General features: G+C 59.2%; 10 protein-coding genes and 1 pseudogene. 9 read left to right on the top strand and 2 right to left on the bottom strand.

Annotated elements, in window-relative coordinates; translation table 11 throughout:
* Positions 1-4: 4 nt before the first annotated feature.
* Positions 5-541, top strand: a complete 537-nt coding sequence (locus AC5FXY_RS10365) for a peptide deformylase (protein ID WP_493556598.1) — start codon at positions 5-7, stop codon at positions 539-541.
* 54 nt (positions 542-595) lie between these two features.
* On the opposite strand, the gene AC5FXY_RS10360 is transcribed toward AC5FXY_RS10365, so the two are convergent.
* Complete coding sequence (locus AC5FXY_RS10360; protein WP_493556597.1) at positions 596-1,327, bottom strand: hypothetical protein; 732 nt, start codon at positions 1,325-1,327, stop codon at positions 596-598.
* 96 nt (positions 1,328-1,423) lie between these two features.
* Positions 1,424-4,072, bottom strand: a complete 2,649-nt coding sequence (locus AC5FXY_RS10355; RefSeq protein ID WP_493556596.1) for a M1 family metallopeptidase — start codon at positions 4,070-4,072, stop codon at positions 1,424-1,426.
* A 48-nt stretch (positions 4,073-4,120) separates the two neighbouring features.
* Here AC5FXY_RS10355 and pxpB point away from each other — a divergent pair, with 48 nt between their 5' ends.
* The 8 genes and pseudogenes from pxpB to AC5FXY_RS10315 all read left to right on the top strand — a co-directional run bounded on the left by pxpB (position 4,121) and on the right by AC5FXY_RS10315 (position 13,250).
* The gene (gene pxpB, locus AC5FXY_RS10350) at positions 4,121-4,864 is read left to right on the top strand and encodes a 5-oxoprolinase subunit PxpB (RefSeq protein ID WP_493556595.1); all 744 of its coding nucleotides are present in this window, start codon (positions 4,121-4,123) and stop codon (positions 4,862-4,864) included.
* On the top strand, positions 4,854-5,927 hold the full coding sequence (locus AC5FXY_RS10345; protein WP_493556594.1) for a 5-oxoprolinase subunit C family protein: 1,074 nt from the start codon (positions 4,854-4,856) through the stop codon (positions 5,925-5,927). Before pxpB ends, AC5FXY_RS10345 begins: the two co-directional genes overlap by 11 nt.
* Positions 5,924-6,709, top strand: a complete 786-nt coding sequence (locus AC5FXY_RS10340; RefSeq protein WP_493556593.1) for a LamB/YcsF family protein — start codon at positions 5,924-5,926, stop codon at positions 6,707-6,709. The genes AC5FXY_RS10345 and AC5FXY_RS10340 overlap by 4 nt, the downstream gene beginning before the upstream one ends.
* Complete coding sequence (locus AC5FXY_RS10335; RefSeq protein ID WP_493556592.1) at positions 6,706-7,884, top strand: NRAMP family divalent metal transporter; 1,179 nt, start codon at positions 6,706-6,708, stop codon at positions 7,882-7,884. The genes AC5FXY_RS10340 and AC5FXY_RS10335 overlap by 4 nt, the downstream gene beginning before the upstream one ends.
* A 300-nt stretch (positions 7,885-8,184) precedes the next feature.
* Positions 8,185-10,428, top strand: a complete 2,244-nt coding sequence (locus AC5FXY_RS10330) for an ATP-binding protein (RefSeq protein ID WP_493556591.1) — start codon at positions 8,185-8,187, stop codon at positions 10,426-10,428.
* Positions 10,429-10,498: 70 nt separating this feature from the next.
* Positions 10,499-11,617 (top strand): VWA domain-containing protein, encoded by a 1,119-nt coding sequence (locus AC5FXY_RS10325; protein ID WP_493556590.1) that lies wholly within the window; start codon positions 10,499-10,501, stop codon positions 11,615-11,617.
* Between the two features lie 627 nt (positions 11,618-12,244).
* Positions 12,245-12,526, top strand: a pseudogene (locus AC5FXY_RS10320) (NAD(+)--rifampin ADP-ribosyltransferase); the annotation flags it as partial.
* A 289-nt stretch (positions 12,527-12,815) separates the two neighbouring features.
* Positions 12,816-13,250 carry a hypothetical protein gene (locus AC5FXY_RS10315; RefSeq protein WP_493556589.1) on the top strand — a complete coding sequence of 145 codons (435 nt, stop codon included), beginning with the start codon at positions 12,816-12,818 and terminating at the stop codon, positions 13,248-13,250.
* The last annotated feature ends 55 nt before the right edge of the window (positions 13,251-13,305 follow it).

Genomic DNA, 13,305 nt, shown 5'->3' with positions numbered 1-13,305 from the left:
CACCATGCCTATTCGTGACATTTTGCAGCTCGGCCACCCGGTGCTGCGCGACATCGCCCAGCCCGTGCCCGACCCTACGGCCCCGCACGTGGCCACCTTGGTGCAAGACCTAATCGATACCGTAGCGCACTGGCGCGCAACCACTGGCTACGGCCGCGCCATTGCGGCCCCGCAGATCGGGGCGCTGCAGCGGGTAATTCTGTTGCGCCTGCCGGGCCGCGAAGTGTGGCCGCTGATCAATCCCAGCATTGTGGACCGCAGCCCCGAAACCATGGTGGTATGGGATGCCTGCCTCTCGTTTCTCTCCATTTTTATGCAAGTGGAGCGCCACGAGTGGATCAAAGTATGCTACCAAGACCTGACGGGTGCTTGGCACGAAACCCACGCCGGTCGCGAAGACGACCTGGCCGAGCTGCTTCAGCACGAAATCGACCACCTCGATGGCATCCTTTCCATCGACCGCATGGTGGACGTGAAGTCCCTTTGCTCGCGGGAAGAGTTTGAGCGGCGCTTTAGGACTGATAGCCCGTACGGTAGGTAACCTCCATTTTGCTTCCTGATTTTAAGTGGGTGATTAGCGTAGGTTTACTGCCGCTTACAAATCCGGCAGTGCCGCAGTTGCGTTGGGAGGATACACACCGTTTTCCAGGAAAAAGCAATAACGGCGCAGATCCCCTTCGGCTGCGCCCCGCAGGTAATTCAGGTAGAGTTGGTCTTGGCCATTATTCATCCTGGCCAGCTCTGGGGCAAGCAGCGCTTGTATGATGTCGTTGCGGTTGCGCCACCAATCTTTACAGGCCCCGTAAGTCCAGTATTCATTACCGTTGGCTGAATAGCTGTCGAACACTTCGACGGCAGCCGCATTCAGCACGCAGACCAACTCCTGATACGAGGTGGGCTGCCGAAATACGTATTCGCAGCAGTTAACGTCGTTGCCTACATTCTCTGGCGCCTCGCAGACACCAGTGCCACAGGTGTCAGATTCTCCCACGTAAAACGGCCCTGGGAAATTAAAGGGATGCTTCTCCCGCCAATGATTCATGTCTAGAAAGCCCAAGTGCGGATTTGTTGGCTGTTGAAAAGGCAAAACCTGTTTCCGTAAGAATATGTCGAAGTCGGGCCGATACAGGAATGCATCAAGCGGACCGTATTGAGTCGATAATCTAAGGGTATCGTCGGCGATTTGCGCCATGGTTTCTGCGCGCAGGGCCGCATCATGGGCTTCCGCATTGGAGTATGCCGAGTAAGAAGTTGCTGCAGCCACTTCGATAGGCGCCGTAACGTTGTGCCGGCTCAATAGATACTTGATGATTTGGATAAAGCCCATGAAGAAAAATCAACTATCTGATTGTACGAGCCAAGCACCAGCGGACTTACAAGTTCGGAGCATCTCCTCCGAGGAACGCCGAAACGACTATATCTGCTACTTATGGTGCTCAACCAGCCTCTCAGCCCGAAACAAGTCATCCGCCGCCTGCAGCAGCTTCGCCCGCAGTTTGGGATTATGGCGCGGATTAGCCTCCAGAAACGTACGCACGGTGCGCGCCGCCGCAGGCGACTGGTAGGAGCTCAGGGTTGCCTGCAGCCAGTTGTAGGGGAAGAAGATGTCGCCGGTCTGCTGAATTTCTTCTAGCAATTCCAGGCTCTTGGGCAGGTATTTTTCGGAAGTGCTCAGGCGCAGCGGATGGTGCAGGTAAGCCAGCGCCGATACCACCCAGGCTTCTTTCTCGCGGTTCTGCTCGTCGCTGAGCGAGGCAAAGAACTGGTCGCGGGTGGCGGCGTCCGGCGAAAGGGCCGGCATTAGGAACTGCAAGCGCTTTTGCCGGTCGGGGTTCTTGATGCGAGCCAACTGGGTAGGCAGCAAGGGCTTGGGCGCTGGGTAGTCGCGCACGGCCAAGGCCAGCGCCAGGGCCGTGTAGTCGTCCTCGGTAAGCTTGATACCGGCCGGGGCTTGCTGCTGCTCCCAGAGCTGGTACAGCCGGGCTTGGGCTTCCTTGCTCAGCGCCACCGACTGATAGGCCTTGAATAACAGCTTCTTGGAGTTCGGGGCCGGATTTTGCTGCATGGCCTGCCAGATTTCCTTCTCTAGCTGGGGTGCCAGGGCGGTGCGCTCCTCGGGCTTCAAAAACTTCCAGTACATGTCGCTCAGCTGCCCGGTCAACAGCTTCAGGTTCAGCTCCTCCGACTCCTGCCCGAGCCGCTGCCGGTACACATCCAGCAGCGGGCGGGGCCGCAGGTAGCGACCGTTGAGCATGTTCTCGTAGAGGTTGACGTAGGCCGCGGCCCGGGCTACGGCGTTGGGCAGCAAGGCGAAGTTGCGGCCCAGCGCCTGCGCCAAAGCGTCGTACCGATAGGAGAGCCGCACATTCAGCTGGTCATCCAGGGGGAACACACCGTAGCCCAGGCCAGTGGAGTTAAATAGCATGAATGCTGGCACCGGCTCCCCTTGGGCCTGCTCAAGCAGGACGCGAGGCTGGTTCATGTTTACGGTCAGCTCTTTGGTGCGGCCGTCGGGGAATACCAGCAGCACCTCGAACAGTTGCGGCCAGAGGCGGTCGGAGCCGTCCTCGGCACGCTGCGTCAATTGCAGACTGGTAATCTTGCCGTTGCTGGTTTGCACCTCGTAATCAAACACCGGCCGGCCCGGCTGATTTACCCACACCTGGTTCCAGGCCTGCAGGTCGGTGGGCGTACGGGCGTCGAGGATCTGAATGAGGTCGGGCCAGGTGGCGTTGCCGTGGGCGTACTTGCGCAAATACTCCTGCAGCCCCTGGCGAAACGGCTCCTCACCCATCAGCCGCTCCAGCTGCCGCATCATGATGGGCGCTTTGTGGTAGATGATGTTGCCGTAGAGTGAGCCGGCATCCTTGAGGTTGCTGAGCTCTTGCCGGATGGGGTTGGCGCCGGTGGTGCGGTCCACGCTGTAAGCCGCCGGGTAGTGGTCAATGACGAACTTCAGGTCGTAATTGGAATTGGCAACGGCCACCTGCGTGATTTTGTCGGCCATGAAGTTGGCAAACACCTCCTTCATCCACACGTCGTTGAACCATTGCATGGTCACCAGGTCGCCAAACCACATATGGGCCGTTTCGTGGCTGATGAGGCTGGAACGGGCAATTTTCTGGTCCTGCGTCGCGCCTTCGTCCAGAAAGAGCGTGCTGGCTTTGTAGTCGATGGCCCCTACGTGCTCCATCCCGCCGTACTGGAAGTCGGGAATGGCCACAAAATCGAACTTGCGGAATGGGTACTTGATGCCCGTGTAGTCTTCCATAAAGCGCAGTGCGTCGGCGTGAATCTGGAAGATGGGGTCCAGGCTCAGGCGCAGCTTGCTCTGGTCGGTTTCGCGGTGCAGCAGGGTCATTTCGCGGCCGGACAGGGTACGCGTGAGGGGCGTAAACTTGCCGGCGGCAAATGAAAACAAGTAGGTACTGATGGTATCGGAGGGCGCGAAGCGGTAGGTTTTGGCCGTGGCCGTTACCGTGGAATCCTGCACCGGGCCGTTGGCCAAGGCCTGCCAATCGGGCGGCAGCGTCAGGGCCAGTTTGAAGGAAGCTTTCAGGTTGGGCTGATCGAAAACCGGGAATACCGTGCGGGCTCGGTCGGGCACCAGCAAAGTGTAGAGGTAATCCTCGTTGCGGTTCAGCGACTGGTTGCCGGCCATAAACTCGATGCGAACCTCGTTCAGGCCCTTGCGCAGGCTAGCGGCCGGCAGCACCAAGTGCTCGTCGCGGTGGTCGATGCCAATGGGCTTGCCGTTTACCGTCAGCGCCTTCAGCTTGTCGGTTTGCTCCTTGAAATCGAGCTGCAAAGGCTGGTCGGCCGCCGAAAGCCAGAAAGCCACCGTCTCGGTAGCGGCGATGGGCAGGCTCTTGACGTTCGGCACGTAAAACTGCAAATCGTACGAAAGCCGCGAAATGCGCCGGGCACGGTCCTCGGCCAGTTCCTGACTCACGCCCGGCACCACGGGCACGGCAGCTGATTGGCTCACGTTCAATTTATTGGTGCAGGCGGACAAGCCCAGAGCAAGCAAAAAGCCGCTACCAAGTGCCGCGACGCTATGTTTTGTGTTCATTCGGTGGTAATCTCACTGCCAGAACCCGAAGGTAAACCAAACCCACCGATGACTTTGTACCCCGCTCCAGATGCTGCTGTTGCTCCGATGCGGCTTTTTCCGCTGGGCGACGCGGCCATGGTGCTGCAGTTTGGCGAAGTCATCAGCCCCGATATCCACCGCACTATTCAGGCTGCTGCCTCTTACGTGCGGGCCCATCCTTTCCTAGGGCTGGTGGAGTTGGTGCCGGCTTTCACTACCCTTACGGTGTACTACAATCCGTGGCTGATCAGCCAGACGGGCCACGCCGATGCGGCCGACTACGTTACCGCGCAGCTGCAAGAGTTGCTGCGCCGCATGCCCACTGCCACGGCGCAGGCCACGCCTCCACTGGTGGAAGTACCCGTGTGCTATGGCGGCCTGCATGGGCCTGATTTAGAGCTGGTAGCACACCATACCCACCTTTCCGTGGCCGACGTCGTTGCGCTCCACTCCCAGCCTGAATACCTGGTGTACATGATTGGCTTCGCCCCGGGCTTTCCCTACCTCGGGGGAATGGATGGCCGACTGGCCACGCCGCGCAAAGAGCAGCCGCGGCAGCGGGTACCGGCGGGCTCGGTGGGCATTGCCGGACCCCAAACGGGTGTCTACTCGCTGCCCACACCCGGCGGGTGGCAGCTCATCGGCCGTACGCCGCTACGGCTGTTTACGCCCGAGGCCGCGTCGCCGAGCCTGCTGGAAGCCGGCCAGCGCCTGCGCTTCGTGCCGATTTCCGAACAAGAGTACCAACAGTTGCAGCAGCATGACTCTTAGCATCCTCGGCCCTGGTTTGCTGACCACCGTGCAGGACGCCGGCCGCTTCGGTTACCGGCACGCGGGTGTCATTGTGAGCGGCGCGATGGATAGCAATGCCCTGCGCGTGGGCAATCTGCTGGTGGGCAACCCCACCGGCGCGGCGGCCCTTGAATTTGCATTTCCCTCCCCGCACATCCGTTTCGAAACCGACTGCCTTATAGCGGTGACCGGTGCCGACTTTGTGCCTACCCTCAACGGCGAACAGGTAAAAACGAACCGGCCAGTTGCCGTCACGGCGGGCTGCGAGTTGGCGTTTCAAGCTCCGCGAGCAGGCCGCTGGGGCTACCTCAGCATTGGCGGCGGCATAGCGGTGCTGCTTGTGCTTGGTAGCCGCGCCACTTACCTGCGCGCTGGCATTGGCGGCTTCCGCGGCCGGACTCTGCAGGCCGGCGACGTACTGCCTATTGGCGAGCTGACAGCCACCAGCCGGAGCCTGCTGAATGGCCTGCAAACAGCGGATATATTATCTAATAAAACACAATCAAGTAGTCATTTAAGCCTAGATATATCGAGTAAAACTGCAAGCACGAATTCGTGCTGGACACAGGCAACCTGGTCGGTTGCATATGAGCAGTTTGGAGCCGCCGAGCCCACCCTCATCCGTGCCCTGCCTGCCCCGGAATACGCTCGCTTCACCGAGCGCAGCCAACAGGAATTCTGGGAGCAGGAATTCACCCTCAGCCCCAGCTCCGACCGCATGGGCTACCGCCTGAACGGCCCCACACTAGGGCTGCGCGAAGCCGGCGAACTACTTTCCGCTGCTGTTACCTTCGGTACGGTGCAGGTGCCGGCGGCGGGCAGCCCCATCGTGCTCATGGCCGATCATCAGACCACCGGTGGCTATCCGCGCGTCGGGCAGGTAATTTCGGCTGATCTTGCCCGCTTAGCACAAGTGCCACCCAGCGGCCAGATTCGCTTTCAGCAAGTGACGTTGGCCGAAGCCCACCAGGCTTTATTTCAGCAGGAACTTCGCCTTCAACAACTCCACCGGAGCCTCGCGCTTCGTACGCTTCACGCATGACCCACACCTACACCGTCGACCTTAACTGCGACATGGGCGAGAGTTTCGGGGCTTATACCCTGGGCCACGACGCCGCCATTCTTCCTTACGTAACGTCTGCCAACATTGCCTGTGGCTTTCACGCCGGCGACCCCGCCGTGATGAAGCGCACCGTGCGCCACGCCTTGCAGCACGGTGTGGCCATCGGTGCCCATCCCGGCCTGCCCGATCTGGTGGGGTTCGGCCGCCGCGAAATGGCCGTATCGGCTGAAGAAGCTTTTGACATGGTGGTGTACCAATTGGGTGCCCTGCAAGCTTTTGTGCGGGCTGAAGGCGGCACTTTGCACCACGTGAAGCCCCACGGCGCGCTTTACAACATGGCCGCTACCAGCGCTGCCCTGGCCGAAGCCATTGCCGAAGCCGTGTACCGCGTGCACCCCGAGGCCTGCCTCTACGGCCTGGCCGGCAGTGCCTTCATTTCGGCCGCTGAGAAGCTGGGCCTCAACGCCGCCCACGAAGTCTTCGCCGACCGCACCTACCAGCCCGACGGCACGCTTACGCCGCGCCGCCAGCCCAATGCCTTAATTACCGATTCGGCCGCTGCCATTGCTCAAGTGGTGCGCATGGTGAAGGAAGAGCGCGTCCGGGCATTGTCGGGTGAAGACGTCGTCATCCGGGCCGATACCGTTTGCATTCACGGCGACGGCGCACACGCACTGGAATTTGCCCGGCAGATTCGCGAGACGCTGCAGGCCGAAGGCATTCAGCTACGCGCCGGGCACCACCGCGCCACCACCGCATGAGGCCGCGCAACTGGGGCGTGCTGCTGGGCGCGGCATTTCTGATGGCTACCTCCGCCGTTGGCCCCGGCTTCCTCACCCAAACCACCGTCTTCACCCAGTCGCTGGGCGCCAGCTTCGGTTTCGTTATCCTGGCTTCGGTGCTCATCGATATCGGCGTGCAGCTGAATATCTGGCGGGTTATTGCCGTGTCGGAGCTGCGGGCCTCGGACATTGCCAACCGTGTGCTGCCTGGGCTGGGCGGGTTTATTTCAGCGCTGATCGTGCTCGGCGGCTTAGCCTTCAACATCGGCAACGTAGGCGGGGCTGGCTTGGGCCTGGAAGCCCTCTTCGGCCTGCCCGTGCCTGTGGGTGCCGTGCTGGCCGCTGCGCTGGCAGTGGCCGTATTTCTGGTGCGCGAAGCCGGCCCGGTGATGGACCGCTTCGCCCAGCTTATGGGCTTGGTTCTGATTCTGACTATTGTGTACGTGGCTTTTACCTCGGGCCCGCCCGTGGCCGAGGCCGCGCTGCGTACGGTAGCTCCTGCCACCATTGACTTCACGGCCATTGTGACGCTGGTGGGCGGCACCGTGGGCGGCTACATCACTTTCTCGGGCGGCCACCGCCTGCTCGATGCGGGCGTGAAAGGCCAAGTTGCCCTACCCCAGGTCACCCAGAGCGCCGTGATGGGGATTTCGGCGGCTTCCTTGATTCGGGTGTTTCTATTTCTGGCCACGCTCGGTGTAGTCAGTAAGGGGCTAGCGGTGGATGCCAGCAACCCGCCGGCCTCGGTGTTTCGGCTGGCGGCCGGAGAGTTAGGGTACCGCCTGTTTGGAGTGGTGATGTTTGCGGCGGCCGTCACGTCCATCATCGGCTCGGCTTATACATCCATATCCTTTCTGAAGTCGCTGCTGCCCCAAGCGGCGGCGCACGAAAACCGCTTTATCATCGGTTTCATCGTGTTGTCGACCTTGGTGTTTGTGACCATTGGCAAGCCAGTGAGCCTGCTGGTATGGGCTGGCGCGGTCAACGGGTTTATCCTGCCGATTACGCTCGGCACCTTGCTTGTGGCGGCGTACCGGCAGGATGTGGTCGGCAATTACCGACACCCGCTGTGGCTGGCCGTATTTGGCGGGCTGGTGGTGCTGGTGATGAGCTATATGAGTGCCTCCGTGCTGCTGAATCAGTTGTCCGGCTAGCTCTGGCCAGCGTGAGTGGTCAGCACCTAAAGCCCTCTGCTACTTTAAGGGTTTCCCTCTTCCTCCTCGCAATACTTCGGTTCAGCGGGACTCAGCCTGACGGCCGTTGGCTCACCAGAATGGCTGTGGATTCCTGCCTTATTGTAACGTGATTATAAATTTTGGAATTTTTTCCAACTATTATCATTAACAGGTAGCGAAAAACCCCTTTTAGTCCCGTATCATTGATTGATTTTGCTCCGTGCTAACTACCTGATTTACCCTTAGTATAGCACACATCACGCCGCTCTTACCACACCTGTGCGCTCTGCCGCCTATTGCTGCTTTTTACTGCTGGTAGTCACCTTGCTTAGCCCCCGGCTCCAAGCCCGGAGCTATTGGAACGTCGACTATGATTCCCTGCGCCGCACCTTACCCAGCCAGCAGGCCGATACGGCCCGGCTGCGTACCCTCGTGCACTTGCTTGATGTGGTGGAACTCACCGAAGCGCCTCGGCGCGAAGAAGCACTGCCGCTGCTCGATGAGTTATTGGTGCTCAATACCAAACTACACACGCTGGATGAACGCCCGTACCGCTACTTGCGCCGCGGCGTTCAGCTGTGGGTCAGCGGGCATGATGATGCCCAAGCCATGCGCCAGCTGCACCGAGCTATTGAGCTTTTCGATGAAAAGCGGCGACCTATTCCCCGGCTGCTCATCGATTTGGCTCCGCTCTACAACCGGCTTCGTCAGTCGGATACCCGCTTCGCGTATTTTCAGCGCAAGCTGCTTTATTACCAAGTACATGGCCCTTACCAAAACGAGGCCGCCAGCCACTTGGTGCTGGCCGGCACGTACCGGCAGCGCGCTAACTATAACCAGGCTATCAACCACTTCCTGCGCGCGGCCGACCTGTTCAAGCGCTTCGACCGCCTCTACTATCTCACCGAAGTGCTGGTAACCGGGGTTGCGTACATGGATTGGGGCAACCTCCCCCGGGCCCGCATGTACCTCCAGCGGGCCCTGGCGCTCGATAACCGGTACCACCTTAGCAACATGCGCCGCTTCACCACGCTGCAGGGGCTGTCGCGGCTGGAGCTTCTGGAACAAAATTACCCGGCTGCCCTAGAGTACGCCCACCAGGCTCAGGAGGTAGCTGGAAAGGTTCGGTTTTATGAACAGGAAGCCACTGCTCACGCGCTGGTGCTGAAGGCCGCGGCCTTGTTGAAGCAGCGCGACCTGGGTGCCGCCCGAAAGCAGTTGCTGCTAGCCCAGCACCTCTCCGATTCGCTGCGCTTTCCCGTTTCGGGTCGGATGGGCGAATTTACCTTGGACGCTACCTGGGCCCAGTACCACGAACTGCGGGGTGAATACCCGCAAGCAGAGGCCCGATGGTTATTGGCTTACCGCAAAGCCACCGCTGGTCGGCTCGACCAGATTCGCCACAAGCTGCTCCAACAGATCATTCGTTTTTACGATGCCCACCAGCAGCCTGCCGGAATCCAACACTTCACCGGCAAGTATTTGGCATTGAGCGATTCAATGAACGCGGCCTACGCCCACTTACATGTCGCGCAATACGAAGTCGAACGGCAGGAAAAAGTACAGCGCGCCCAGATTGTCGCCTTGCGCCAGCAGCAAGTAGCTCAGGGCCTGCGCCTGCGGCAGCGCAGCATTATGTTGGGCTCGGCACTGCTGGTAGCAGCCGCCGGAGCAGGATTAGGAGCTGTTTTTTATCGGCAATTACGGCTCAACAAACGCACTGTAGCCCAGCTGCGCCGAACTCAGAACGAGCTGGTAGCGGCCGAAAAGTGGGCCTTTGTGGGCGAGGTGTCGGCGGGTATTGCGCACGAGCTGCAAAACCCGCTCAACTTCATGAAGCGCTTTGCCGAAGTCAGCACCCGTATGCTCAACGATATGCAGCGCCCAATGCCCGATGCCGGCGGTTCTAAAGCCGAGCTGGAGCACGAAATAGTGGCTGGGCTCAAGCAAAACCTGCAAGAAATCAGCCAGCACGGCCTGCGCGCTTCCTCCATCATCAAAGGCATGCTGGAGCACGCCCGCACCGGCAATAGCCAGCCTGAGAGCACCGATGTCAACGCCCTCGTAACTGAAAATGTGCGGCTGGCCCACGAAGCATTTCGGTATCAGGCGCCTGCCTTTCCCCTCTCCCTTACCCTTGATCTGGACCCGCAACTTCCCTTCGTTAGCCTGGTGCCGCAGGACATAGGCCGGGTGATAGTGAACCTACTCACCAACGCCTGCTACGCCGTGCACCAACGCGAGCAAGGCGCGGGCCCCGGCTACGTGCCCCGTGTAAGCGTGAGCACCCGGCCCGCCGAGCAGGCCGTCGAAATTCGGGTGCGCGACAACGGGACCGGCATGCCGCCTGCCATCCTCGAACAGATATTTCAGCCCTTTTTCACTACCAAACCCGTGGGCGAGGGCACCGGCTTAGGCCTCTCGATGAGCCACGAAATTGTAACTAAGGGCCACGGCGGCACGCTGCGGGTCGAAACGGAGGAAGGCGACTTCACCGAATTCATCCTCACCTTGCCGGTTTGATTCCGTTCCCGGCAAAAGCTTCGTTCTTTTGCCTTGCGCGGCTCCCGAACGGCCGACGCGAGGCTTACTCATGAGCAACACCGCCCGCTGGAAACTCGTCCTCGGCTCGCCGGCCGATGCCGCCAACGAAGTACCCCTGTCGCCCGACTACGGCCGCATGGACGACGTGCTCACCGCTCTCTACGACCAGGACAAGTCCGAGCGCCGCGGTGGCCTTGGGGCTTCCTCGCCCCGCGTCACGCGCTGGCTAGGCGACATCCGGCAGTACTTTCCTTCCTCCGTAGTGGCCGTGATGCAGCGCGATGCCATGGACCGCCTCGGCCTGCAGCAGCTGCTGCTGGAGCCCGAAGTACTGCGCACCGTGCAGCCTGATGTGCACCTGGTGGGTCTGCTCATGTCATTGGGCCGCGTGATGCCGGGCAAGGTGAAACACACCGCCCGCGAAGTGGTGCAGCAAGTGGTGCGCGAGTTGGAGCAGCGCCTCGCCAACCCGCTCCGTCAGGCCGTGACCGGCGCTCTAAGCAGGGCCGTGCGCAACCCGCGCCCGCGCTACCGCGAAATCAACTGGGCGGCTACCATCCGGGCCAACCTGAAGCACTACCAGCCCACGCACCGCACCATCATTCCCGAAAAGCTGGTGGGCTACGGCCGGCGCGGACAGGCGCTCAAGGAAATCGTGCTGTGCGTGGACCAGAGCGGCTCCATGGCCTCCTCGGTGGTGTACGCGGGCGTATTTGGGGCGGTGCTAGCTTCCATCCGGGCCGTGCGCACGCACATGGTGGTGTTTGACACCGCCGTAGCCGACCTCACGCAGGACCTACAGGACCCCGTGGACCTGCTCTTCGGTATCCAGCTCGGTGGCGGTACCGATATCAACCTGGCCCTCACCTACTGCCAGCAGCTCATCACCCGCCCCACCGATACCATCCTGGTCCTCATCAGCGACTTGTACGAAGGCGGCAGCCCCACGGAAATGATCAAGCGCGCCGCCGCCCTGCAAGCCGCCGGCGTGACCGTGGTGGTGCTGCTGGCCCTCAGCGACGAAGGCGCGCCCAGCTTCGACCGCAGCGTGGCCGAGAAGCTCGCGGCGCTGGGAATCCCCTCCTTCGCCTGCACGCCCGACAAGTTTCCGGAGCTGATGGCCGCGGCCATTCAGGGGCGCGATGTAGCGGCAGTGGTTAAGACTTAGCCACTTTATCTGAAATCGTTGGAGTTGATTATGCCGTCATGCTGAGCGCAGTCGAAGCATCTCTACCGCTTCGTCGGAGTCAAGCACCTTTGTAAGGTAAACCTTGCATTGAATCTCAGTTGCTCTGCGCTATGCTTACTCCGTTACTGCTGAACTAGACGTCACCAATTGAATTCGGCCTTTGGGTATTTAGTAATCCAGCAGCAGGATTGTACATAGATAGGTTTTTTGGTGCTGTTGCTTAGCCATAAGTCATTTGCTTGGCGAACAATAAGCTTCATTGGAGCTATTGTGTTGGCACTGTTGTGCCTATTCATGTACGAAGACCTGACTTGGATAAGCAGCCTCTTCGTCTTCACTCCACTGCTCCTAGGCATCTACGGCTACTTCTTTATGCCTAGAAATTCACCCAAGAAATAAGTTTGTGGACGAAGCGGTTGAGATGCTTCGGCAAGCTCAGCAGGACGTTCTGGTACAGGTAAGGTTATCTCACGCCGGCCGCCCAACGCGAGACGCAAATTGTTGATTATCTACAGCGGCTCCGGACCAGAAGCAGGCATAACTTGACCATCAACACCGCAGCCAAGACCAACCAATGGCCTCTACCGACGCCCCCACTACCACGGCACCAAGGCCAACCTGCAACCCGGCGACTTGATCGAATCCGGCTTCAGCTCCAACTACGGCCAGCGCAGGAAAGCCGCCTACGTTTACCTCACCGCCACCCTGGGCGCCGCCATCTGGGGCGCCGAGTTGGCCCTGGGCGAAGGCCCCGGCCGCATCTACCGCTAGAGCCTACCGGCCCCATCGAAGACGACCCCAACCTGACCGAAGAAATTCCCTGGCAACCTTACCAAGTCGTACCGCTCCCGCAGCCCGCTGCGGGTCATGGGTGAGGTCACGGACTAGCAGGGCCACGCCCCCGGACAGCTTCAAGTCATGCAGTAGCACCTAGAGCAACTTAAGCAACAGGGCATCGAGGCTATCGAGGATTGAACGAAGGCGACTATGAGGACCAGAGATTAGGTGTTGCTGCCAAACATAAGGGTTAAGTAGCCAAAAGCCCAATGGCGGCAATCATACCACCTTTGGTATGATTGCCGCCATTGGATTACGCATTAAGGATGATTGCCGACATTGCGTGAGGTTGTCAATGACGGCAACCTAGATGTTAGGCGCTATATTTCGATACACCCTCATGGACAAATCTGTATTAGACAACCTACTAGAAAGACACAAAGCACAGCCAGTTGGACACGGCTATATTGACATCATTGTTTCACGTAATAATTACAAAGACTTCGTTTCTGACCTAGTGACTTACGGTTTTAAAATCGACAGCATAAGTTGGTGGGAATGGTGTGTTGACAACAACGAAAATCACCATGGACTTGGTGGACCCAGAAGTGTGTTCTATGACGGATGGTTTTCTGAAATTCCTGTAAATGTTGACGACTTAAAGTTTTCGACAGACACTGATAATGACAGCATCATTAAAGAGACTGTAAATACTATTGAGAATAAGACAATTTCTTTCTCTGATAAGACTGTATATTTTTTTGACAATAATTGGATGACACCTGCGATATGGTTAGACGTGCCCAATGATTGGAGAAATAAATACAGCACTTAACATCGGCTTTGCACTATGGTAGCTGATAAATAAGTGCTGAGCGATTGTAATACTA

The organism is Hymenobacter sp. FMD4 (assembly GCF_058932745.1).
This window is presented reverse-complemented; position numbering and strand designations above follow the sequence as displayed.

Coding starts and splice junctions, on each gene's coding strand:
- AC5FXY_RS10360 (WP_493556597.1), bottom strand. CDS start 1,327: ATGGGCTTTATCCAAATCATCAAGTATCTATTGAGCCGGCACAACGTT.
- AC5FXY_RS10315 (WP_493556589.1), top strand. CDS start 12,816: ATGGACAAATCTGTATTAGACAACCTACTAGAAAGACACAAAGCACAG.
- AC5FXY_RS10365 (WP_493556598.1), top strand. CDS start 5: ATGCCTATTCGTGACATTTTGCAGCTCGGCCACCCGGTGCTGCGCGAC.
- AC5FXY_RS10340 (WP_493556593.1), top strand. CDS start 5,924: ATGACCCACACCTACACCGTCGACCTTAACTGCGACATGGGCGAGAGT.
- AC5FXY_RS10335 (WP_493556592.1), top strand. CDS start 6,706: ATGAGGCCGCGCAACTGGGGCGTGCTGCTGGGCGCGGCATTTCTGATG.
- AC5FXY_RS10345 (WP_493556594.1), top strand. CDS start 4,854: ATGACTCTTAGCATCCTCGGCCCTGGTTTGCTGACCACCGTGCAGGAC.
- pxpB (WP_493556595.1), top strand. CDS start 4,121: ATGACTTTGTACCCCGCTCCAGATGCTGCTGTTGCTCCGATGCGGCTT.
- AC5FXY_RS10325 (WP_493556590.1), top strand. CDS start 10,499: ATGAGCAACACCGCCCGCTGGAAACTCGTCCTCGGCTCGCCGGCCGAT.
- AC5FXY_RS10355 (WP_493556596.1), bottom strand. CDS start 4,072: ATGAACACAAAACATAGCGTCGCGGCACTTGGTAGCGGCTTTTTGCTT.